This is a genomic window from Gryllotalpicola sp., assembly GCF_027352875.1.
Taxonomy (GTDB): Bacteria; Actinomycetota; Actinomycetes; order Actinomycetales; family Microbacteriaceae; genus Gryllotalpicola.
In genome coordinates this window covers 1-21,337 of sequence record NZ_DAIEII010000064.1, presented here as the reverse complement: position 1 = coordinate 21,337, position 21,337 = coordinate 1, and the positions used below count along the sequence as shown (strand labels likewise).

The 21,337-nt window shown below is 68.6% G+C and carries 23 protein-coding genes; 11 read left to right on the top strand and 12 right to left on the bottom strand.

Annotated elements, in window-relative coordinates; genetic code table 11:
• Window positions 1-43: 43 nt before the first annotated feature.
• Window positions 44-1,222: a hypothetical protein gene (locus tag M7D61_RS07650; protein ID WP_298229154.1), complete on the bottom strand. Its 1,179-nt coding sequence runs from the start codon at window positions 1,220-1,222 to the stop codon at window positions 44-46.
• Window positions 1,219-1,437 (bottom strand): hypothetical protein, encoded by a 219-nt coding sequence (locus tag M7D61_RS07645; RefSeq protein WP_298229152.1) that lies wholly within the window; start codon window positions 1,435-1,437, stop codon window positions 1,219-1,221. The genes M7D61_RS07650 and M7D61_RS07645 overlap by 4 nt, the downstream gene beginning before the upstream one ends.
• A 127-nt stretch (window positions 1,438-1,564) precedes the next feature.
• On the opposite strand from M7D61_RS07645, the gene purB reads away from it, so the two are divergent.
• Window positions 1,565-2,947 (top strand): adenylosuccinate lyase, encoded by a 1,383-nt coding sequence (gene purB, locus M7D61_RS07640; protein ID WP_298229260.1) that lies wholly within the window; start codon window positions 1,565-1,567, stop codon window positions 2,945-2,947.
• Here purB and M7D61_RS07635 read toward each other — a convergent pair.
• From M7D61_RS07635 to rpsF, 7 genes are all read right to left on the bottom strand, one after another.
• Window positions 2,935-3,246: a hypothetical protein gene (locus M7D61_RS07635; protein WP_298229150.1), complete on the bottom strand. Its 312-nt coding sequence runs from the start codon at window positions 3,244-3,246 to the stop codon at window positions 2,935-2,937. The genes purB and M7D61_RS07635 overlap by 13 nt on opposite strands.
• On the bottom strand, window positions 3,243-3,800 hold the full coding sequence (locus M7D61_RS07630; RefSeq protein ID WP_298229148.1) for a hypothetical protein: 558 nt from the start codon (window positions 3,798-3,800) through the stop codon (window positions 3,243-3,245). The genes M7D61_RS07635 and M7D61_RS07630 overlap by 4 nt, the downstream gene beginning before the upstream one ends.
• A 72-nt stretch (window positions 3,801-3,872) precedes the next feature.
• On the bottom strand, window positions 3,873-5,249 hold the full coding sequence (gene dnaB / locus M7D61_RS07625; protein ID WP_298229146.1) for a replicative DNA helicase: 1,377 nt from the start codon (window positions 5,247-5,249) through the stop codon (window positions 3,873-3,875).
• 480 nt (window positions 5,250-5,729) lie between these two features.
• Complete coding sequence (rplI, locus tag M7D61_RS07620; protein ID WP_298229143.1) at window positions 5,730-6,182, bottom strand: 50S ribosomal protein L9; 453 nt, start codon at window positions 6,180-6,182, stop codon at window positions 5,730-5,732.
• A gap of 9 nt (window positions 6,183-6,191) precedes the next feature.
• Entirely contained in the window at window positions 6,192-6,455 is a 264-nt protein-coding gene (rpsR, locus tag M7D61_RS07615; RefSeq protein WP_298229141.1) for a 30S ribosomal protein S18, read from the bottom strand.
• A 29-nt stretch (window positions 6,456-6,484) separates the two neighbouring features.
• Window positions 6,485-6,979: a single-stranded DNA-binding protein gene (locus M7D61_RS07610; RefSeq protein ID WP_298229139.1), complete on the bottom strand. Its 495-nt coding sequence runs from the start codon at window positions 6,977-6,979 to the stop codon at window positions 6,485-6,487.
• A 4-nt stretch (window positions 6,980-6,983) separates the two neighbouring features.
• On the bottom strand, window positions 6,984-7,352 hold the full coding sequence (rpsF, locus tag M7D61_RS07605) for a 30S ribosomal protein S6 (protein ID WP_298229137.1): 369 nt from the start codon (window positions 7,350-7,352) through the stop codon (window positions 6,984-6,986).
• Between the two features lie 150 nt (window positions 7,353-7,502).
• On the opposite strand from rpsF, the gene M7D61_RS07600 reads away from it, so the two are divergent.
• The 4 genes from M7D61_RS07600 to M7D61_RS07585 are packed head-to-tail and all read left to right on the top strand — an operon-like array spanning window position 7,503 to window position 11,167.
• Window positions 7,503-8,570, top strand: a complete 1,068-nt coding sequence (locus M7D61_RS07600; protein ID WP_298229135.1) for a glycosyltransferase — start codon at window positions 7,503-7,505, stop codon at window positions 8,568-8,570.
• Window positions 8,567-9,391: an aldo/keto reductase gene (locus M7D61_RS07595; RefSeq protein ID WP_298229133.1), complete on the top strand. Its 825-nt coding sequence runs from the start codon at window positions 8,567-8,569 to the stop codon at window positions 9,389-9,391. Before M7D61_RS07600 ends, M7D61_RS07595 begins: the two co-directional genes overlap by 4 nt.
• Entirely contained in the window at window positions 9,388-10,098 is a 711-nt protein-coding gene (locus M7D61_RS07590) for a PIG-L family deacetylase (protein WP_298229131.1), read from the top strand. The genes M7D61_RS07595 and M7D61_RS07590 overlap by 4 nt, the downstream gene beginning before the upstream one ends.
• Before the next feature lie 4 nt (window positions 10,099-10,102).
• A complete protein-coding gene (locus tag M7D61_RS07585; protein WP_298229129.1) occupies window positions 10,103-11,167 on the top strand; it encodes an inositol-3-phosphate synthase in 1,065 nt (354 codons plus the stop codon).
• On the opposite strand, the gene M7D61_RS07580 is transcribed toward M7D61_RS07585, so the two are convergent.
• On the bottom strand, window positions 11,154-12,581 hold the full coding sequence (locus M7D61_RS07580; protein WP_298229127.1) for a CCA tRNA nucleotidyltransferase: 1,428 nt from the start codon (window positions 12,579-12,581) through the stop codon (window positions 11,154-11,156). The two genes, M7D61_RS07585 and M7D61_RS07580, sit on opposite strands and share 14 nt — an antisense overlap.
• Before the next feature lie 83 nt (window positions 12,582-12,664).
• Here M7D61_RS07580 and M7D61_RS07575 point away from each other — a divergent pair, with 83 nt between their 5' ends.
• The 6 genes from M7D61_RS07575 (at window position 12,665) to M7D61_RS07550 (ending at window position 19,593) form a co-directional block, all read left to right on the top strand.
• Complete coding sequence (locus M7D61_RS07575) at window positions 12,665-14,278, top strand: DUF6049 family protein (protein WP_298229125.1); 1,614 nt, start codon at window positions 12,665-12,667, stop codon at window positions 14,276-14,278.
• A complete protein-coding gene (locus M7D61_RS07570) occupies window positions 14,271-15,887 on the top strand; it encodes a lipid II flippase MurJ (protein ID WP_298229122.1) in 1,617 nt (538 codons plus the stop codon). Before M7D61_RS07575 ends, M7D61_RS07570 begins: the two co-directional genes overlap by 8 nt.
• Window positions 15,888-15,973: 86 nt before the next feature.
• Window positions 15,974-16,936: a thioredoxin-disulfide reductase gene (trxB, locus tag M7D61_RS07565; RefSeq protein ID WP_298229120.1), complete on the top strand. Its 963-nt coding sequence runs from the start codon at window positions 15,974-15,976 to the stop codon at window positions 16,934-16,936.
• Between the two features lie 26 nt (window positions 16,937-16,962).
• Window positions 16,963-17,289, top strand: a complete 327-nt coding sequence (trxA, locus tag M7D61_RS07560; RefSeq protein WP_298229119.1) for a thioredoxin — start codon at window positions 16,963-16,965, stop codon at window positions 17,287-17,289.
• 16 nt (window positions 17,290-17,305) lie between these two features.
• Window positions 17,306-18,604, top strand: coding sequence for a PLP-dependent aminotransferase family protein (locus M7D61_RS07555; protein ID WP_298229117.1), 1,299 nt, complete (start codon window positions 17,306-17,308; stop codon window positions 18,602-18,604).
• An 11-nt stretch (window positions 18,605-18,615) separates the two neighbouring features.
• Window positions 18,616-19,593 (top strand): D-alanine--D-alanine ligase, encoded by a 978-nt coding sequence (locus tag M7D61_RS07550; RefSeq protein WP_298229116.1) that lies wholly within the window; start codon window positions 18,616-18,618, stop codon window positions 19,591-19,593.
• A 43-nt stretch (window positions 19,594-19,636) separates the two neighbouring features.
• Here M7D61_RS07550 and M7D61_RS07545 read toward each other — a convergent pair whose 3' ends face one another.
• Window positions 19,637-20,572: a ParB/RepB/Spo0J family partition protein gene (locus M7D61_RS07545; RefSeq protein ID WP_298229258.1), complete on the bottom strand. Its 936-nt coding sequence runs from the start codon at window positions 20,570-20,572 to the stop codon at window positions 19,637-19,639.
• Window positions 20,569-21,337, bottom strand: a 769-nt coding sequence (locus tag M7D61_RS07540; protein WP_298229114.1) for a ParA family protein, incomplete at its 5' end; no start/stop codon positions are given. The genes M7D61_RS07545 and M7D61_RS07540, both read right to left, overlap by 4 nt.

Sequence of the window (21,337 nt, the reverse complement as noted above, 5' to 3'; positions counted from 1 at the left end):
TTTTCCCTACCACCGTGTCACCAACGTGCTGACCGGGTTATACCTAGCGGCCGGTAGGCGACGTACTCGACGCGCGCTGCCGGTGCTCGGAGATCGGTGTCGGGCGCGGCCCTTCGGCGGCCCGCCATGTCGTGGCCGAGGCGGCGACTCCGCCGGTGAACGCGGTGACCGTGGCGCGGAACGCGGTGGACTCCACACCCGTGCTCGCGTCGAAGGCCGAGGCATCCGCCGCATAGCCGTTCAGCGCGTGCGGTGCGACGAGATCACCGCCGCTGCCGTAGGAGCTGCTGGTGACCGTGACGGTGTCGCCGTTCTGCGCGACCTTCTTGCTGAGTCCGGCGACAGGGTCGCCGCCGTGGAAGAAGCGCAGCGACGTCGTGCCGTTCGGCGGCAGCCAGTCGAGCTGTGGGTCGCCCACGGTCAGGGCGAACGGCACCTGATACCTGCCCTCGTCGATGAGGCGATGGATGATGAGCGCGCCCTGCGAGTAGCCGACGAGGCCGACCTTGTCTCCCGGTTTGACGCCGGCGGCGGTCATCGCCTTCCGAAGGCCCTGGAGTGATTTCGCGTCGAGGCCCGCGTAGAGGGCGAGGTTCGCCGCCATGTCCTCCGGTTCGCTGCCGAATCCGGGGTCGGCCGTGCCGGCGACGTAGATGACCCAGTGCTTCTCGCCGTCGACGTCGTACTCCTCGATGCGAAACTGCGGCGCACCCCTGCCGCCCGGCGGAATCCGCCCCTGCAGATCGCCGGCCCCGGTGGGCGCGGCGATCCAGCCCTGCTCGATGAGCGCGACCTCGATGTCCACGGCCTGCTCGATGAGCGCGGTGATGCCGCCGACCACCTCGGCGAGAACGAGCACGCGCGGGTCCGCGAGCAGTGTCCTCTCGATGATCCCGGTGACGATGAAACGGCCGGGGTCGTGACCCAGGTCGTCGAACTCCTGGGCGATGTCGTACTCGACGTCGCCGTAGTGGAGGGCGGCCTCGGACGCCCTCGCGCGAAGATCCCGCACCGCGTCGGCGAGCTGATAGGCGGCGAACTGCGCGACGCGAAGTCGATGCGCGCTCGCGCTCCCCGCGATCTCGGCGTCGGCGGCGAGATGCCCCAGCCGTTCGGCGAGCGCCTCCGTCTCGGCGCGCAATGTGTCGAGCCCGACCAGCGTGTCGTGGAACTCGAGCGAGTCGAATCCGAGGCCACCGTGCCCGATGCTGATGTCCGTCACCGCTCGGCCGCCGCTTCGGATTCCGCGTAGCCGATGGCCTCGACGATGCGCTGGATGTCGCCCCGGAAGGCCTCGACGCGCTGGCGGAACAGCTCGGCGGCGAATCCCCGCCAGGCTCCCGCCTCCGGCAGCCGGTAGCTCAGATACGAGGCGGCGTCGGCCGCCTCGGCGATCTCGTGCAGCAGCATGAGGCGCGCGTACTCGTCGACATCCATCGCTCGACGGTGGCGGGCGCCTCGCGCCCGCCCGCGGCGGCCCGGCTGTCGCGCGGCGCTGCGCGTTGCACCCATACCTGTGGAGGACAAGCGGGTCTGGGAGAATGGCGGCATGACGTCCGACGCGCTGCCGCCCCTGCCGCCGCAACCGCTCAGCCCGCTGGACGGTCGCTATCGCGCCGTGGTGGGTGCGCTCGGCGACCACCTCTCCGAGGCGGGCCTCAACCGCGCCCGCGTCCACGTCGAGATCGAGTGGCTCCTCTTCCTCACCGACCGCGCAATGTTCGGCTCTGCGCCGCTCGAGGCTTCCCAGATCCAGGCGCTGCACGCCTTCGCCGCAGGCTTCGACCAGCTCGAGATCGATGCCCTCGCCCAGATCGAGGCAGCCACCCGCCACGACGTCAAAGCCGTCGAGTACCTCGTCCGCGGCGAGCTCCACCGCCTCGATCTCGATGCCATCGCCGAGCTCACCCACTTCGCCGCGACCAGCGAGGACATCAACAATCTCTCCTACGCGCTCACCGTCTCGGCCGCCGTGAAGCAGGTGTGGCTGCCGAAGCTGCGCCTCGTCATCGAGAAGCTCGCGGCGCTCGCCGCCCTGCACCGCGACGCCGCGATGCTCGCGCGCACCCACGGCCAGCCGGCGACCCCCACGACGATGGGGAAGGAGCTCGCGGTGTTCGTGCATCGCCTGCAGCGCGTCGTGGCCCAGATCGAACACACCGAGTACCTCGGCAAGTTCAGTGGCGCGACCGGCACCTTCGCGGCGCATCTCGCGGCCGACCCCACTGCCGACTGGCCCGCGCTGTCCCGCGAATTCGTCGAGGGACTCGGCCTCACCTGGAACCCGCTGACGACCCAGATCGAGTCGCACGACTGGCAGGCTGAGTTGTACTCCCGCATCAGCCACGCGAATCGCATCCTCCACAACCTCGCCACCGACGTCTGGACGTACATCTCGCTCGGCTACTTCCGCCAGATCCCCCGCGCCGGCGAAGTCGGCTCGTCGACGATGCCGCACAAGATCAATCCCATCCGCTTCGAGAACGCCGAGGCCAACCTTGAGATCTCCAGCGCGCTGCTCGAAACCCTCGCGGCGACCCTGGTGACCTCGCGCCTGCAGCGCGACCTCACGGATTCCACGACGCAGCGCAACATCGGAGTCGGCCTCGGCCACTCGCTGCTGGCTCTCGACAACCTCGAACGCGGGCTCGGCGACATCGCTCTCGACCCCGCCGCGCTGGAGCGCGATCTCGACGCGAACTGGGAGGTGCTCGCCGAGGCCGTTCAGACCGTCATCCGCGCGGAGGTCGTCGCCGGGCGCTCGCACATCGCCAATCCGTACGACGCACTCAAGGAGCTCACCCGCGGCCACCGCATCGGAAGCGACGAACTCGCCGCGTTCATCGCAGACCTCGACATCGGCGATGCTGCGAAGCAGCGCCTGCTCGCGCTGACTCCGGCCGGCTACACCGGCCTCGCGAGCGCGCTCGTCGACTACTTGGGCTGATCCGGGTCGTCGCCTGCGTCCGGCCTGTCCGCCGGATGGCCAGCCGATGCGTCGAGCTGGTGCTGCTCATCGGCATTCGGCTTCACGGCGAGGGCGAACATCGCAAGTCCCACGAGCCCCACGATGAAGGCGATTCCGAAGCCGATCCCCGCAAGCGGCCAGTCGCGCGTCGCGATGACGACGACGACGCCGACGAACACACCGAGGATTCCGGCGAACGCGAGCAGCTGCACCGGGCGCAGCACCTCGGCGATCGTCGGCATGGGCTTTTCCGGGCGGTCGGTCTCGTCATTGCTCATGCCGGCCTGCCGTTCTCGTCGGAATGTTCGACAGCGCGCTGAGCGAATCGCAGCGACAACGCACCGATCACGACGAAGACCCCGACGACAACCGCGTAGGCGCCGAACAGACCGACCGCGAGGCGCGTATCCGCCGGAATGAACACGAAGACGAGCGCGAGCACGGCGGTGATGGCACCGGCGAGCACACAGTCGCGGGCCGCGGCGGACCTGGTGCGGCGTCCGCGGAGCCCGAGATAGAGCTCCGTGACCCCGGTGATCGTCGCCCAGACGCTCACGAGGTAGAGCAGGAGGGCAAGCCCGTCGGTGTGCACGGCGATCGCGATGACGCCGGCGACTAGCCCTACGGCCGCGTCGACGAGGAAGATCACGCGCGCGACACCCGCCGCCGCGAAGGCGATGAGGACGAGGGTCGCCGCGGTGAGGACGCCGAAGACGCCGAACATGATGAGGCCGTACTGCGCGGTGTGGTCCTGGTCGAACGCGATGAGGCAGCCGAAGACGCCGGCGACGAGGCCGCGGACCAGCGCGAAGAGCCAGTACCGAGCACGCACGCACAGCCTCGTTTCACAAATCCGGGGAACCTGTCCAGCCTAGTCGGAGGTTCGCTGTGGCCGGACTGTGCGCTAGGCGCTCGGCGGCATATCGGTGAAGCGCGAGAACGCGCCGTTGAACGCGACGGCCACCTCGTCAGTGCGGCCGTTGCGGTGCTTGGCGACGATGAGATCGGCTTCGCCTGCGCGCGGACTGTCGCGCTCATAGGCGTCGTCGCGGTGGAGCAGGATGACGATGTCGGCATCCTGCTCGATCGAGCCCGACTCGCGCAGATCACTGAGCGCCGGCCGCTTGTCGGAACGTTGCTCGGGGCCGCGGTTGAGCTGCGACAGCGCGACGACGGGCACCTGCAGTTCTTTGGCGAGGAGCTTGAGCGCGCGGGAGAACTCGCTGACCTCTTGCTGGCGGCTTTCGACCTTCTTCCCGCTCGTCATGAGTTGCAAATAGTCGATGACGACCATCTTGAGGCCGATCTTCTGCTTGAGCCGACGGCACTTCGCTCGGATCTCGACCAGCGTCAAATTGGGCGAGTCGTCGATATAGAGCGGGGCGTCGGCGACGCGACCGCGCGTGGAGGCCAGCTTCGTCCAGTCCTGCTGTTCCAGGCGCCCCTTGCGCAGCACGTGCATGGGTATGTTGCCTTCGGCGGACAGCAGACGCATCGCGATCTCGCTGCGACCCATCTCAAGGCTGAAGAAGATCGTCGGCATCTGGTGCTTGATGGCGGCGCTGCGCGCGAAGTCCATCGCGAGCGTCGACTTGCCGAGACCGGGGCGTGCCGCGATGATGACGAGCTGCCCGGCGTGAAGGCCGTTGGTGAGCTCGTCGAGCCCGCGGAAGCCGGTCGGAACGCCGGTGAGCGTGCCGTCGTGGCGCGAGGCTGCGTCGATCTCCTGCGAGGCTGCCTCGATAGCGTCGACGAGTGAGATGTAGTCGTCGGAGTCCCTGGTGCGCATCACGCCGAAGATCTCGCGCTCGGCGAAGTTGACGAGGTCGGTCACCTCGCCGTCGGCGGCGTAGCCGTGCTGGGCGATGCGCGTGGCCGCCTCTACGACCCGACGGCGCACCGCGTGCTCGTTGACGATCTCGGCGTAGTAGCCCGCGTTCGCCGCCGTCGGAACGAAGGAGGCGAGGGTGTGGAGATATTCAGGCCCGCCGATGCGCTGCAGTTCGCCGAGCTTCTGCAGCTCGTCGCTGACGGCGATGACATCGGTCGGCTCGCCCCTCGAGTAGAGGCCGAGGATCGCCTCGTAGACGGTCTCGTGCTTCGGCAGGTAGAAGTCCTCGCCGCGGACGATCTCGAAGACATCGGCCACTGCGTCCTTGCTGAGCAGCATGCCGCCGAGGGTGCTCTTCTCGGCGTCGACATCGTTGGGGGGCGTCCGGCTGCCGCCGTAGCCTTCGCCCTGACGGCCCTCTCGGCGGTCGTCGAGATGCGCAAGCGTCACGGCAGTTCCTTTCTCGCCCTTTCGGGCAGCACGGCGAAACCCTGTCTCGACTACCGTCGCACGGGCCTCCGACATCGATGCGGGAGGCGCTCGGACCGGGTTTCCAGCTGGCGTCCTGCCGAGGGCTCCCGCCAACACTAGGGAGGCCCGGTTGACCGGTCAAGACGACCATTTCGGACCTGTTTCCGAGCTGTGGATAACCATGGGGAATCGGTGAGCGAAACGCCGCGCCCCGTGTGGGGAAGATGTGGGCATCCCTGTGAATTACAGATTGCTTAGAAAGCAGTTACCGGCTTTGGTCTGGGATTTCCCGATTCTCGGCCGGTCTGCTGAAACTTGCTTCGACCTGTGGTTGAGGCTTAGTGGCCCGAACCCGACCTGTGTACAAACTTGGGGGCAACATCCCCGGTCATGCCCGTAACGCACTGTGGCGGCAGGGTCAATACCCGCCGCCACAATTGGTGCCCTTCCGCACGAAATTTACTTCGCCGCAACGACCTTCAGCGCGATCGTCGCGACGATGTCGTCGCGCAGCTTGACGGTCGCCTCGTGAGCCCCGACCGACTTGATCGGGGTGCCGAGTTCGACCTTGCGCTTGTCGATGCTGCCGAAGCCCGCCGCAGCGACGGCCTCGGCGACATCCGCCGGCTTCACCGAACCGAACAGACGACCCTCGGAACCCGCCTTGACCGCGAGGGTCACGACGGCAGCCTCGAGCTTCTGCTTGAGGCCTTGGGCCTCTTCGACGGAGGCGAGCTCGCGAGCGATCCGCGCAGCCTTGATGGCCGCGACTTGCTTCTCGCCGCCACGAGACCAGACCACGGCGAAGCCCTGCGGCACGAGGTAGTTGCGGGCGTAGCCGTTCTTGACCTCCACGACGTCTCCGGCCGAGCCGAGGCCCGACACTTCGTGGGTGAGGATGACTTTGGACACGGTGACCTCCTAGCGGCCCGAGCCCGCGTACGGCAGCAGAGCCATCTCGCGCGCGTTCTTGACGGCGCGGGCGATGAGGCGCTGCTCCTGCACGGAGACACCGGTGATGCGACGGGCGCGGATCTTGCCGCGCTCCGAGATGAACTTGCGCAGGGTGGCGACGTCCTTGTAGTCGATCACGCCGACGGTGATGGACTTCGCCGGGGCGGCGTTCTTGCCGTCCTTGCCCTTGCGGATCGGCTTGCGGCGGTCGCCGCTCGACTTTCCAGCCATGGTTTATTCCTTTGACAGTTGAATTCGGTTCAGAAGGGCGTGTCGTCGCCGTAGGCGCCGGGGGTGCCCCACGGGTTGGACGCGGTCGGCTCGGTCGGCGCGGCCGCGGCCCAGGGCTCGTCAGCACCGCCGAAAGAGGAGCCGCGGGGGCCGCCCGACGACTGCGCACGGGTGACGGCGGCGGTGGCATAGCGCAGCGACGGCCCGATCTCGTCGATCTCAAGCTCGATCGAGGTGCGGCGCTCGCCTTCCTTGGTCTCATAGGTGCGCTGCTTGAGGCGCCCGGTAGCGATGACCCGGGAACCCTTGGTCAGCGATCCTGCGACATGCTCGGCGAATTCCCGCCAAACGCTCGCTCGCAGGAACAGCGCCTCGCCGTCCTTCCAATCGTTCGCCGCACGATCGAAGCTGCGCGGGGTGGAGGCGATGGTGAAGTTGGCGACAGCCAGCCCGTTCTGCGTGTAGCGCAGCTCGGGATCGGCGGTCAGGTTGCCGACCACGGTGATGATGGTCTCGCCGGCCATGGCCTTAGACGCTTGCCTTTTCGGCTGCAGGCTTGCGCGCGGCCTTGGCCTCGGCAAGCTTCGCGGCGTGAGCGACCTGGGCGATGGCCTCCTCGGCACGGAGGACCTTGGTGCGCAGCACGGCCTCCGACAGCTTCAACTGGCGGTCGAGCTCAGCGGTCGCGGCGGCGTTGGCGGTGAAGTCGACGACGGCGTAGATGCCCTCGACCTTCTTCTGGATCTCATAAGCCATGCGACGGCGCCCCCAGATGTCGACCTTGTCGATCGAGCCGCCATCGTTGCGGATGACGTTGAGGAACTTGTCAAGGCTCGGAGCAACGGTGCGCTCGTCGATCTCGGGATCGAGGATGACCATCAACTCGTACTGATGCATGACTAACCCACCTCCTCTGGACTAGAACGGCTACGGAATTTCCGCAGCAGGAGGGTATGTGCATAGTGCTGACGCCCCTGAGGGGGCGTGAGCAACCTGTTAACGGTACCCGATGCCTCGATTTCGCGCCAATCTTGGCACTCTTGGGAGGTGCGCATCGCTCTCGTCTCCACTCACACCTCGCCGCACCTGGCCCCGGGGTCGGGCGACGCCGGCGGTCTCAACGTCGTCGTGGCCGAGACCGCGACGCGGTTGCGGGCGCTCGGCCACTCCGTCGAGATCGTGACGGCCGAGTCGGCGCTCACGCGACTGGGCCCCGTCGACGTGATCCACGCACACTATTGGACGTCGGCAGTCGCGGCGCTGCCGGTCGCGCGACAGGTCGAGGCGGCATTCGTCGTGAGCCTCCACACCGTCGCCGCAGTGAAGAACGCCCTCCTTCCCGCGGGGGAACGGCCTGAGGGCGCCGAGCGGCTCGCAGCCGAGCAGGCACTCGTCGCCGCAGCCGACGCCGTCATCGCCTCGGGGCCGTTCGAGGCCCGCGCGCTCGTCGAGGCATATGGGGCGGATGCCGCGAAGGTCCACGTCGTCGCACCGGGGGTAGATCACGCGGTGTTCTTCCCCGCCCCCGCCCGCCGATCGACCGCTGACAGAGCCGACGGTGGGGACCAGCGGGCCCAGTTGGCGGTCATCGGCCGCATCCAGCCCCTCAAAGGCCAGGACCTCGCCATTCGCGCGCTGTCCGAGCTGCCGGCGGGGGTCAACCTCACCGTCGCGGGCGCGGCGTCGGGGCGATCCGGCGCGGCCTATCTCGCGTCCCTGCGCGACCTCGTGGCGGCGCGGGGCCTGGGCGGCCGGATCGATTTCGCCGGCGCACTGGCGCGCGACAAGGTCGCCGCGCTGCTGCGGTCGAGCGCCCTCTGCCTCCTTCCGAGCACCTCGGAGACCTTCGGCCTCGTCGCGCTCGAAGCTGCGGCGTGCGGGGTGCCTGTCGTGGCCTCGCGCACGTCGGGCCTCGCGGACTCCGTCGTCGACGGCGTCACCGGAATCCTCGTGCCCGGCCGCGACGAGCGCGTCTGGGCGGCCGCCATCGGCGCCCTTCTCGACGACGACGCCGGGCGCACACGCCTGGCGGAGCACGCCGCGGTGCACGCGGAATCCTTCGACTGGAAACTCACGGCCGCCCGTCTCGAATCGATCTATAGGTTGGTGGTATGACAACGGTCCCTGCACTCACGATGAACGACGGGCTCACCATCCCCCAGCTCGGCTTCGGGGTGTTCCGGGTCGACCCGGAGCAGACCGAGAGCGTTGTCGCCGACGCGCTCGAGGTCGGCTATCGCCACATCGACACCGCGGCCCTCTATTACAACGAGGGCGGTGTCGGAGCGGCGCTCAAGGCCTCCGGGATCCCGCGCGACGAGCTCTTCATCACGACGAAGCTGGGCAACGACCGCCATGAGGACGTAGCCGCCGCGCTGCAGGAGAGCCTCGACGCACTTGGTCTCGACTACGTCGATCTCTACCTCATCCACTGGCCGGTCCCCAAGCAGGACAAGTACCTCACCGCATGGGAATCTCTCATCGCGGCTCGCGAAGAGGGCCTCATCCGCTCCGCGGGTGTCTCGAACTTCCTCCCGGAGCACCTCGACCGTCTTGCGGAGTTCACCGACCTCGTGCCGGCGGTGAACCAGATCGAGCTGCACGTCGAGTTCCAGCAGAGGGAGCTGCGCGCCTACCACGCGGCGCACGGCATCCTCACCGAGGCATGGGGCCCGCTCGGCCATGGCCTCGGCCTCTCGAGCGATCCCCGCATCGCGGCGATCGCCCAGGCGCACGGGGTGACGGTCGCGCAGGCGATCGTGCGCTGGCACCTCCAGCTCGGCAACATCGTCATCCCCAAGTCGAATCACCGCGAGCGGATGGCCGAGAACTTCGACGTCTTCGGCTTCGAGCTCAGCGCCGCCGAGCTGGCGTCGATCGCTGAGATCGACAAGGGTGCTGCCGGCCGCACCGGCCGCGACCCGCGAGAGGTGTGACCGACCCCCTCGCCGGGTTCCACCGCGTGCTCTTCGTGCACGCGCACCCGGACGACGAATCGCTGGCGACGGGCGGCACCATCGCGGCGCTGCGTGCGCGAGGCGCCGACGTGCTCGTCGTGACCTGCAGCCGCGGCGAGGCTGGCGAGGTCGTGGCCGGTCCCCTCAAGGCGTACCAGGGCACCCCGCTGCTCGCCGGATTACGCGAGGCAGAGCTCGCGCGGGCGCTCGCGGCGCTCGGCGCGGGGATGCCGCGGTTTCTCGGGGAGTCCGCGGGCCTGGCATTCTCCGATTCCGGGATGCGCTGGGGGGCCGACGGGCGAGCGACTGCGGCGGATGACGCCCCGGCGAACGCCCTCGCGCTCGCCCCGCCCGCGCTTCTCGTGGGGCTGCTCGGACGCGAGTTCGCCGAATTTCAGCCCGACCTCGTGGTGGGCTACGACCTGGCGGGCGGGTACGGACACCCGGACCATGTGCGCGCCACCCTCATCGCACGCGGCGCGGCCGCGGCACGCGGCATCCGGTTCGCCGAGATCGTCGAGGCGGATGCTCCCGGGGCCGTCGCGGTGCCGATCGATCTCGCCGCCAAGCGCCGTGCGCTGGCCGCCCACGAATCGCAGCTGACGCTCGACGAGACCGGGTACACGCTCTCCGGCGGGCAGCACCGCACGATCTCGGCGACCGAGCATCTGAGATTTGTAGGGTGAGAGCGTGCAGTTGAACGTCGCCATCGCCGGGGTCGGCAACTGCGCGAACGCGCTCGTCCAGGGCGTGACGGCCTACGCGAACGCACCGGACGACGAGGTCGTGCCGGGCCTTATGCACGTGCGGCTCGGCGGCTACCACGTCGGCGACATCCGCTTCGTCGCCGCGTTCGACGTCGATGCGGCAAAGGTCGGCCTCGACCTCGCCGACGCGATCTGGGCGAGCGAGAACGACACGTTCCGCTTCGCGGAGGTGCCGCCCGCCGGTGTCGCGGTGCTGCGGGGCCCGACGCTCGACGGACTCGGCGCGTACTATCGCGAGGCGATCGAGGAATCCGCCGCCGCCCCCGTCGATGTGGCCCGCGCTCTGCGCGAATCCGGCGCCGACGTGCTCGTGTGCTACCTGCCGGTGGGCAGCGAGCAGGCGGCGAAATGTTACGCCCAGGCGGCTCTCGACGCCGGGGTCGCGTTCGTCAACGCCATCCCCGTCTTCATCGCCAGCGACCCCGAGTGGGCGGCGAAGTTCGCGGCTGCTGGCGTCCCGATCGTCGGAGACGACGTGAAAAGCCAGTTCGGCGCGACCATCACGCACCGGGTCCTCGCCCACTTGCTCGAGAGCCGCGGTGTCGCCCTCGATCGCACCTACCAGCTCAACGTCGGCGGCAACATGGACTTCAAGAACATGCTGGAGCGCTCCCGGCTGGAGTCGAAGAGGATCTCGAAGACGCGCGCGGTGACGAGCAACATCGCCGCCTCGCTGCCCGAGCGCGACGTGCACATCGGCCCGAGCGACCACGTGGCGTGGCTCGAGGACCGCAAGTTCGCCTTCGTCCGGCTCGAGGGGCGCGGCTTCGGCGGAGCACCGCTGAGCCTGGAATACAAGCTCGAGGTGTGGGATTCCCCGAACTCCGCCGGCGTCGTCATCGACGCCGTGCGCGCGGCCAAGCTCGCCCTCGACCGGGGTCTCGGCGGGCCGCTCGTCGCCGCCAGCGCCTACTTCATGAAATCGCCGCCCGAGCAGCACCCGGACGACGAGGCGCGGGCGATGCTCGAGGCGTTCATAGCGGGTTAGCCCACCACTCGCGAAGCCGCCTCGCAGCCTCCTGCTCCCCGAGCGGCCCCGCGTCGAGCCGCAGTTCCATGAGGAACCTCATCGCCTTGCCGACCTCGGGGCCCGGTGCGAGACCGAGCAGCGCCATGACCTGCACGCCGTCAAGATCGGGGCGGATCGCGTCGAGCTCCTCCTGCTCTTTGAGTTCCGCGATACGCGTCTCGAGGTCGTCGTAGGCGAAGCCGAGCAGGTCCGCCTTGCGCTTGTTGCGCGTCGTCACGTCGGAGCGGGTGAGGATGTGCAGGCGCTCCAGCTCGTCGCCGGCGTCGCGCACATAGCGGCGCACGGCCGCGTCGGTCCACTCCGTGTCGGCGTAGCCGAAGAAGCGCAGGTGCAGCTCGATGAGCGATCCCACCGACTCGATGGTGTCATTGTCGAAGCGCAGCGCCTTGAGTCTGCGCCGCGCGAGCCGGGCGCCGACGAGGTCGTGGTTGTAGAAGCTCACCGCACCGCCGGGCTCAAGGCTCCGCGTGGCCGGCTTGCCGATGTCGTGGAGGAGCGCCGCGAGGCGCAGCACGACGTCGGGCGCGCTGCCCGGATGGCGCGAATGCTCATATCCGATCGCCTGGTCGAGCACGGTGAGGGAATGCTCATAGACGTCCTTGTGGCGGTGCTCGGCGTCGATTTCGAGCTTGAGGGCAGGAAGCTCTGGCAGGAATTCCTCGGCGAGACCGGTGCTGACGAGGACCTCCAGCCCGGGCCGCGGGGCAGCTGCGGAGAGCAGCTTGACGAACTCGTCGCGGATGCGCTCGGCGCTCACGATGCCGAGCGTCTCGCGCTGCGCTGCGATCGCGCGCCGCGCTTCGCCATCGACGGCGAAGCCGAGTTGCGCGGCGAAGCGCGCCGCGCGCATCATCCGCAGCGGATCGTCGCCGAATGAGATAGCTGCGGCGATCGGGGTGCGCAGCACGCCGGCGATGAGATCGTCGACCCCGCCTGCGGGGTCGACGAGCACGATCTGGGGGACCCGGAGCGCCAGGGCGTTGATCGTGAAGTCGCGCCGCAGCAGGTCGCCGTCGAGGCTGTCGCCGAACTCCACTGACGGCTTGCGCGTCTCGCCGTCGTAGCTGTCCGCGCGGTAGGTCGTGATCTCCACCGTCGCGTCTCCGAAACGGCAGCCGATCGTGCCGAAGTCGCGCCCGATGTCCCAGTGCGCGTCGCTCACCGGCGCGACAAGGCGCAGGATGTCGTCGGGCCGGGCGTCCGTCGTGAAGTCGAGGTCGTGCACCGGTCGGTCGAGCAGCGCATCACGCACCGGGCCGCCGACGAGCGAGAGCTCGTGGCCGGCGTTCGCGAAGGCCGTCGCAAGCCTCGCGACCACGGGGGATTCCGCGATGGCGCGCAGCCGCGCAAGCGATTCGGCGACGCTCTGCATAGGCCTCGATTCTAGGTGCGGCGCCGGGTGCGGCCGGGGGCGCCGCCCGGGGTCGGCCAGGGTGCCGCCGCTAGAGTGACCGCATGCCCGGCAAGGTCGCAATGTCGCTCGCCGCGGCACTCGTGAGCGCAGCCGCGCTGTTCGCCGTCGCCCCCGCGCATGCGGCTGCGAGCCCGGTCTCGCCGACACCGCAGCCGACCTATTCCGGTCCCAGGATCGGGGTCGCCGCGGTGCTGCCGATCGTCGCCGCGGGACAGGCAGCGGGGCTCATCCCGTCCGGCGTCCTTGCTGCGCTGACCGCGCCAGGCGGCGATCTCACAGCGCGGTTGACGGTCGCGCAGCGCAATCCCGCCGTCACCCTCGCGATAGACCCGATGGTGCTCGCCTCGATCCGCGTGCTCGGGGACGCGGCTCCGGCGACCGCGGCGCAGTGGCTGAGCGCGCTTGGCGCATTGAGCAACCCCTCGTTCGCACTGCAGTACGGCGATGCCGACCCGTCGGCCGAGGCGCAGGCCGGGCTGGGCAGGCTGCTGAACCCGATCGGCTTCGATTACGCTGCCGCGGCGCCGAGCGTGAAGCCGATCACGTCGGCCGCGGCAACGGCGTGGCCCCATTCGCTCGGCGGCATCGTGTGGCCGGCGCCGGGTACCGTGGCGACGCGGGACTTCGCAGTATTCGCCCGCAGCGCCGCCGCCACCGTGCTGCTCGACAGTGCGAACTCCACCGCGGACGCGCTCGCCGTGACGCCGAACGCCGCGATCACCTCGCCCGCCGGAACGGCGCTCGTGATCGACTCCGGACTCTCCGCCGCGATCGCGGCCGCCGACAGCATCGCGCTCGGCGCGGAGCTTCACTCCGAGGCCGAGCGTGCGCGCAACGGCACGGTCGTCGTCGTCGCACTCTCGCGCCGGGTCCTGTCTGATCCGGACGCGCTCGCGGCTGCCGTCACGCTCGCTCAGCGCTCGCCCTATTCGTTCGCGTCGTCGCTTCCGGCCGCACTCGCCACCGCCCACACCGACGGTCTGTCCTTCAGGGCCGGCCAGGAGGATGCCGCGCGCATCGCGCCGATCCGTGCGTTGCTCCGCGCCGAGGGCGCCATCGCGAACGGGCCGGTCTCCGATCTGACCTCCTTCGCGAGTGTTCTCGCGGATCCGAAGCTCCTCACCGCGCCGGCGCGCAACGCCGACCTCGCCCTGCTCGGCACCGAGTGGCTGGACCAGACGGACGCGTGGCAAGCCGCAGTCGCCGCACGCGCCCAGGCCATCACCACCACCCTCGACGCGGTGAAGATCGCCAAGCCGTCGCCGATCACCCAACTCAGTGCCCAAGCCCAGATCCCTTTCGCAGTGACAAACGGGCTCGACTATCCGATCGACGTCGTGCTGCGCGTCTCGCCGGACTCGCCGCGCATCGAGATCGATCCGAGCGCCGACCAGACCATCGACGCGACCACCAGCGCTAATGTTCTCATTCCTGTGAAATCTCAGCTGAGCAACGGCACCGTCCACCTCACCATGCAGCTCTTCAGCAAGTCAGGAGTGCCCATAGGCGCGCCCGTGGTCGCGGCCCTGAATGTGCATGCCGACTGGGAGGGCATCGGCGCCGCCATCACCGGCGCGGCCATCGCGGGCTTCTTCATCTTCGGAGTGGTGCGGGCTATTCTGCGCCGCAGACGCGAACGGAGAGCGGATGGCTAGCATCGGCCGCTCCGCGACTCTGCTCGCCTCGGGTACCGTCGTCTCGCGCATCCTCGGGTTCGCGAAGTCATGGCTGCTCGTCCAGGCGATCGGCACGATCGGCTTCGGGGCCGACGCCTACGCGACCTCGACGGTGGTGCCGAACAGTATCTATGCGCTCGTCTCGGCTGGGCTGCTCAACGCCGTGCTCGTCCCACAGATCGTGCGCGCGGCAGTGGCTGACGCCGACGGCGGCCGCGCCTACATCAACAAGCTCGTCACCCTCGGCATCACGGCCTTCCTCGCGCTCGCGCTCATCGCCACCCTGCTCACGCCGCCGCTCATGGAGGCATTCGGCCTGCGCGGCGAGCAGCTCACCCTCGGCATCGCCTTCGCCTACTGGTCGATGCCGCAGATCTTCTTCCTCGGCCTCTACACGCTGCTCGGCGAGGTGCTCAACGCGCGCAAGTCGTTCGGCCCGTTCACCTGGGCGCCTGTCCTCAACAACATCGTCGGCATCGCGATGCTCGGCTGGTTCATCGCGGAGTTCGGCGCTCATCCCGGCGGCCAGTTCACCCTCGCCGGCTGGCCGACGGGGAAGATCGTCCTCCTCGCCGGCGGCGCGACTCTCGGCATCGCCGCGCAGGCGATCGTGCTGTTCTTCTTCTGGCGGCGGGTCGGCCTGCGCTTCCGTCTCGACTTCGGCTGGCGCGGGGTGCACCTGGGCGCCGCCGGCCGGGCCGCGCTATGGACCTTCGCGATGATCGTGTGCACCCAGCTCGTCGGCGTGGTACAGACGAACGTCGCGAACAGCGCCTCCGGCGCGTCCGCCTCGACGCAGACGCTTGCGACAGCCTGGCTCATCTTCATGCTCCCGCACTCCGTCATCACCGTCTCCGTCGCGACGGCCTACTACACCCGGATGGCCGAGCACGCCCATGCGGGCCGCATCGCCGAGTTCCGCTCCGACTATGCGAGCGCCGCACGGGCCATCTCGCTGCTGCTCGGCTTCGCGTCGGCCGCCATCATCGTCTGCGCCTACCCGATCGCGCGCGTCTTCACTCCGGACTACCAGTCCTTCGGCAACGTCATCATCGCCTACCTCGTCGGCCTGGTCGGCTTCTCGCTGCTCTTCGTCACCCAGCGCGCCTTCTACGCGCTCGGCGACACCCGCACGCCGTTCCGCTTCACGGTCGTCTTTTCCGTCATCCAGCTCGCCGGATTCCTCCTCAGCCTGCTCCTGCCCGCGCAGTACCGCGCGGTCGGCATCGCGGTCACGGTCTCGGTCGGCCAACTCGTCGGAATGATGCTCGCCGGATTCCTGCTGCGCCGCCGCATCGGCTTCATCGGCGCACGCTCGATCCTCGCCGCCGTCTGGCGTGCCGTGGCCGCCGCCATCATCGCCATGGCCGTCGGCATACTGGTCCTCATCCCGCTCGGCGGCGCGCCGTTCCACGCCGGCTTCGCGCTCTCGGGTGCGGCGACGGCTCTGGTCGGCGTTCTGCCGGTGGTGGCGGTCGTCGCGGTGGTCTATACGCTCGCGCTCTGGCTGCTCGGCACCCCGGATCTGCGTTCGCTCATCGTGGGCATCCGCCATCGGACCGCCGGCGCGCGACGCGCTCGAGGTTGACCTCCCGGGCCGGAATAGCTCCCGCCTAAGATGTGTTCTAGCTCTCAGTGCCGCGTTTCCGCGGCCCGATGCCTCAGGAGTTCACGGTGCGTCAGATCGTCATTATCGGATCGGGTCCGGCCGGGTACACCGCCGCGATCTACGCCGCGCGCGCCGAACTCGAACCTCTCGTGATCGCCTCGTCCGTCGAGGCCGGCGGCGAACTCATGAACACCACCGAGGTCGAGAACTTCCCGGGTTTCCCCGAGGGCGTCATGGGCCCCGAGCTCATGCTCAAGCTGCAGCAGCAGGCCGAGAAGTTCGGCACGGAGGTCGTCCTCGACGATGTCACGTCCGTCGATCTCACCGGCGACGTCAAGACCGTCACCCTCGGCTCCGGCGAGGTCGTCGAGGCCACAACCGTCATCATCGCCACCGGCTCGGCATACCGCCGCCTGGGCCTCGCCGACGAAGACCGCCTCAGCGGCCACGGCGTCTCATGGTGCGCCACCTGCGACGGCTTCTTCTTCCGCCAGAAGAACATCGCGGTCGTCGGCGGCGGCGACTCGGCGATGGAAGAGGCGACGTTCCTCACCCGATTCGCGAACAAGGTCACCGTCATCCACCGCGGCGACGCCTTGCGCGCCTCCAAGATCATGCAGGATCGCGCCTTCAGCAACGACAAGATCGACTTCGTCTGGAACAGCGCCGTCGACGGCATCGATGGGGATTCCTCGGTCACCGGCGTCACCCTACGAAGCACGGTGGACGGCTCGCGGTCCCACCTCGATGTCGACGGCCTCTTCGTCGCCATCGGCAACGAGCCGCGCGTGCACCTCTTCCACGGCCAGGTCGAGCTCACCGATGCGGGCACGATCAAGGTCGACGGCCGCTCGTCGCGCACCAATGTCCCCGGCGTCTTCGCCGCCGGCGACGTCATCGACCCGACCTACCGCCAGGCCATCACTGCCGCGGCGTCAGGCACGGTCGCCGCTCTCGACGCCGAGCATTACCTCGCCGCCCTCGCACAAGGCCAGACGGCCGGCGCCGGGCTCGCCTCCACTCACTGATCCGCATACACAAGGAGAGAAACACGATGTCTGCTTCCAAGGCCGTGACTGACGCCTCGTTCGAGACCGATGTCATCAACAGCGAAAAGACCGTTCTCGTCGACTTCTGGGCCGAGTGGTGCGGCCCCTGCCGCGCCGTCGCCCCGATCCTCGACCAGATCGCCGCCGAGCATAGCGACAAGCTTGAGATCGTCAAACTCAACGTCGACGAGAACATGGCGACCGCCGCGAAATACCAGATCACCTCTATTCCGGCGCTCAAGGTGTTCCAGGGCGGCAAGGTCGTCAAGACCGTCATCGGCGCCAAGCCGAAGCCGGCCCTCGAGCACGATCTCGCCGAGTTCATCGCGTAAGTCCTACGCTGGTCAGGTGACCAACGGGACAAACCTCGACCCCTGGTATTACAACTACGCCCAGCGCACGGGCGGGTTGGCGGCCAGCGAGGTCCGCGCGCTCTTCGCCGTGGCCTCGCGCCCCGAGGTGGTGTCGCTCGCTGGCGGGATGCCGTACGTCAGCGCCCTTCCCGAAGATCTCGTCGTCGGGGCGATGAGCCGGGTCATGCGCGAGCAGGGCCCGGTCGCGCTGCAGTACGGCTCCGGTCAGGGGGTGCCGCTCCTGCGCGAGCAGATCCTCGATGTCATGGCACTGGAGGGCATCAGCGGCAGCGCCGACGACGTCGTCGTGACGACGGGCTCGCAGCACGCACTCGAGCTCATGGCCAAGATCTTCCTCGACCCGGGCGATGTCGTCATCGCCGAGGGGCCGAGCTATGTCACGGCTCTCGTGATCTTCAAGTCGTACCAGGCCGAGGTCGACCAGGTGCCGATGGACGAGCACGGCCTCATCCCCGGCGCACTGCGCGAGCACATCTCACGCCTGCGCTCGGCGGGCCGCACCATCAAGCTCCTCTACACGGTGCCGACGTTCCACAATCCGGCCGGTGTGACGCTGAGTTGGGAGCGCCGCCTCGAAGTCCTCGAGATCTGCCGCGAGAACGGCATCCTCGTCCTCGAAGACAACCCCTACGGGCTGCTCTACTTCGGGGAGCGCCCGCCCGTGGCGATGCGCTCCATCGAGACCGAGGGCGTCGTCTATCTCGGCACCTTCTCGAAGACCCTCGCGCCGGGATTCCGGCTCGGCTGGGCCCTCGCGCCGCACGCGATCCGCGAGAAGCTCATCCTCGCCAACGAGGCCGCGGTGCTGAGTCCGAGCTCGTTCACGCAGCTCGTGGTATCGCAGTACCTCTCGGACGCCGATTGGAAGAGCCAGATCGGCACCTTCCGCGGCGTCTACCGCGAGCGCAAGGAGGCGATGCTCTCCGCGCTCCAGGAGAATCTGCCGAGCCTGTCGTGGACGAACCCCAACGGCGGCTTCTACGTCTGGCTGACGCTGCCGGATCGCCTGGATTCCAAGGCGATGCTGCCGCGCGCCGTCAAAGAGCTCGTCGCCTACACCCCGGGCACCGCCTTCTACGCCGACGGCAACGGCGCCAACAACATCCGGCTGTCGTTCTGCTATCCCACGCCCGAGCAAATCCGGATCGGCATCAAGCGGCTTGCGACCGTCGTCAACGGCGAGCTCGACCTCCTCGACACGTTTGAAGGCACCGGATCGCTTACGCCGGTCCATCAGGAGCAGAGCATCCTGCCCCCGACGGATATGCGCTAAGAGGCCTGCTCGTGACGGAATTCGAGCCTCTCAACGTCTTGGTGCTCGCCGGGGGCATCTCACACGAGCGCGAGGTGTCGCTGCGCTCCGGCCGCCGTGTCACGGACGGCCTGATCGCCCATGGCCACACGGTGACTGTCCGCGAGCCCGACGCTTCACTGCTCGACGCTCTCAGGGAGACCCGCCCCGACGTCGTATGGCCGGCCCTGCACGGCGCCAGCGGCGAGAACGGCGCCCTGCGGGCCCTCCTCGAGGCCGCGGGAGTACCGTACGTCGGCGCCCAGCCCGACGCCGCACGGCTCGCCTGGCTCAAGCCGGTCGCCAAGACGGTGGTGGCACGCGCCGGCGTTCCGACGCCGCAATCCGTGACCCTTCCCCGCGAGACGTTCCGCGAGCTCGGGGCGAATGCCGTGCTCGGTACGCTGCGCGGTTATCTCGGCGCCCCTCTTGTCGTCAAACCCGCTCAGGGCGGCTCAGCGCAGGGGGTCACGATCGTGGACTCCGACGAGGATCTGCCTCGTGCCATGGTGAACGCCTACACCTATAGCGACGTCGCGCTGCTCGAGCGCAAGGTCGACGGTGTCGAGATCGCCGTGACGGTGCTCGACGCGGGGGATGGCCCCCAGGCGCTGCCCGCGGTCGAGATCGCGCCCAATGATGGCGTCTACAGCTTCGAGGCCCGCTACAACGCCGGTGAAACCCGCTTCTACACGCCTGCCCGCCTCGATCCGCCCGTCGCTCAGCGAGCGGCCGAGATCGCGGTCGCGGCCCACAATGCGCTAGGCCTGCGACATCTCTCGCGCATCGACCTCATCGTCGATCACGACGGAATCCCGTGGTTCCTCGAGGCCAATGTGCTTCCAGGCCTCACGGAGACCTCGTCGGTTCCCCTCGCGATCGAAACAGCCGGATTCGACCTCGGCGCGGTCTACGTGGGTCTGGCGGAGCTCGCCATCCGCGACTTCGACGTGGCCCTGCTCGAGCGCTAGCACTGCAACGGCTGGCTCTTTCCTTATGCGCCGCGAGCCGGGCCTATGGGTTTCGGTCTATGCCGAGTTGATCGGTGATGCGATTAAGGTCTTCGATCGTCGCAAAATCGATGTTGATCTGGCCTTTTCGGCTCGACAGGGTGATGCGGACCCGCGTGTTGAGGCGGTCACCGATGCGCTGAGCGAGCTCGTCGAGGTGGGCCGTGATCTTCCCGGCGACCGGCTTCGTCTTGGTCGGCTTCGGCGACCGACTCGCATGCGCTTCGGCCTGCCGCACCGAGAGGTCCTCGTTGACGATCTTGTCTGCGAGCCTCAGCATGGCCTCGACGTCGCCGGCGGCGAGGATCGCCCGGGCATGGCCGGCGCTGAGCACGCCAGCGGCCACCTTCGCCTGCACGGTCGCGGGCAGGCGCAGCAGACGCAGGGTGTTGCTGATCTGCGGGCGCGAGCGCCCGATGCGCGCGGCGAGGGCTTCCTGGGTGATGCCGAAGTCCTGAAGCAGCTGCTGGTATGCCGACGCCTCCTCGAGCGGGTTGAGCTGGGCACGGTGCAGGTTCTCCAGCAGCGCGTCGCGCAGCATGGCGTCGTCCTTGGTGTCCTTGACGACCGCCGGGATGGCGTCGAGACCGAGCGCCTTGGTGGCGCGGAGGCGACGCTCGCCCATGATGAGCTCGTACTTGCCGCTGTCGCCCGCGATCGGGCGGACGACCACCGGCTGCAGCACGCCCACCTCCCGGATGCTCGCGATGAGCTCGTCGAGCTGCTCCTGATCGAACTCCGTGCGCGGCTGCTTCGCGTTGGGGACGATGTCGTCCGGATTCAGACTCGCGAGCCGCGCGCCGGGGACGGCGACGAGATCCACGCCGACGTGCTCGCTCGCCGCGGAGGGGAAGAACACGTCCACAGCACGCTCGCCGGTGTCTCCGGTGGGAATGAGCGCTCCGATTCCGCGACCGAGGCCGGTGCGTTTTGCCATCAGCGCGGTGCTCCCCTCTGTGCGATCTCGACTGCCGCCTCGAGATAGGCGAGCGAGCCCGATGAGTTGTAGTCGTAGGCGATGACGCTCTGCCCGTAGCTCGGCGCTTCGGAGACCCGTACCGAGCGCGGGATCGTGGCCTTCAGGGTTTCCTCGGGGAAGTGCTCGCGCACCTCCGCCGCGACCTGGTGCGCCAGGTTGGTGCGGCTGTCGTACATGGTGAGCAGGATCGTCGACACGGCGAGGCGCGGGTTGAGGTGCTTTTCGATGAGCTGGATGTTCTTGAGGAGCTGACTCAGGCCCTCCAGCGCGTAGTACTCGCACTGGATCGGGATGAGCACCTCGGATGCCGCGACGAAGGCGTTGATGGTGAGCAATCCCAGTGACGGCGGGCAGTCGATGAGGACGTAGTCGAACGCGGTCCCTTCGAGATACGCGGCCAGTGCCCGGGCGAGGCGCTGTTCTCGGGCGACCATCGACACGAGCTCGATCTCGGCGCCCGCGAGGTCGATCGTCGCGGGCACGCAGAACAGACTCGGACTCTCAGGGCTCGCCTGCACGACGTCGGCGATCTCGCTGTCGCCCACGATGACGTCGTAGACGCTGGGTGTGCCCTCGCGGTGCTCTGCGCCGAGCGCCGTCGACGCGTTGCCCTGCGGATCGAGGTCGATGACGAGCACCTTCGATCCGTACCGGGCGAGCGCCGCGGCCAGATTGACGACAGTCGTCGTCTTTCCCACCCCGCCCTTCTGGTTGGAGATCGTGAAG

Excerpts from the sequence above, each read along its gene's own strand:
- M7D61_RS07575 (WP_298229125.1), top strand. The coding sequence starts at position 12,665 with ATGCCCGGCAAGGTCGCAATGTCGCTCGCCGCGGCACTCGTGAGCGCA.
- trxA (WP_298229119.1), top strand. The coding sequence starts at position 16,963 with ATGTCTGCTTCCAAGGCCGTGACTGACGCCTCGTTCGAGACCGATGTC.
- M7D61_RS07645 (WP_298229152.1), bottom strand. The coding sequence starts at position 1,437 with ATGGATGTCGACGAGTACGCGCGCCTCATGCTGCTGCACGAGATCGCC.
- rpsR (WP_298229141.1), bottom strand. The coding sequence starts at position 6,455 with ATGGCTGGAAAGTCGAGCGGCGACCGCCGCAAGCCGATCCGCAAGGGC.
- M7D61_RS07580 (WP_298229127.1), bottom strand. The coding sequence starts at position 12,581 with ATGCAGAGCGTCGCCGAATCGCTTGCGCGGCTGCGCGCCATCGCGGAA.
- M7D61_RS07610 (WP_298229139.1), bottom strand. The coding sequence starts at position 6,979 with ATGGCCGGCGAGACCATCATCACCGTGGTCGGCAACCTGACCGCCGAT.
- M7D61_RS07570 (WP_298229122.1), top strand. The coding sequence starts at position 14,271 with ATGGCTAGCATCGGCCGCTCCGCGACTCTGCTCGCCTCGGGTACCGTC.
- M7D61_RS07635 (WP_298229150.1), bottom strand. The coding sequence starts at position 3,246 with ATGAGCAATGACGAGACCGACCGCCCGGAAAAGCCCATGCCGACGATC.
- M7D61_RS07595 (WP_298229133.1), top strand. The coding sequence starts at position 8,567 with ATGACAACGGTCCCTGCACTCACGATGAACGACGGGCTCACCATCCCC.
- rpsF (WP_298229137.1), bottom strand. The coding sequence starts at position 7,352 with ATGCATCAGTACGAGTTGATGGTCATCCTCGATCCCGAGATCGACGAG.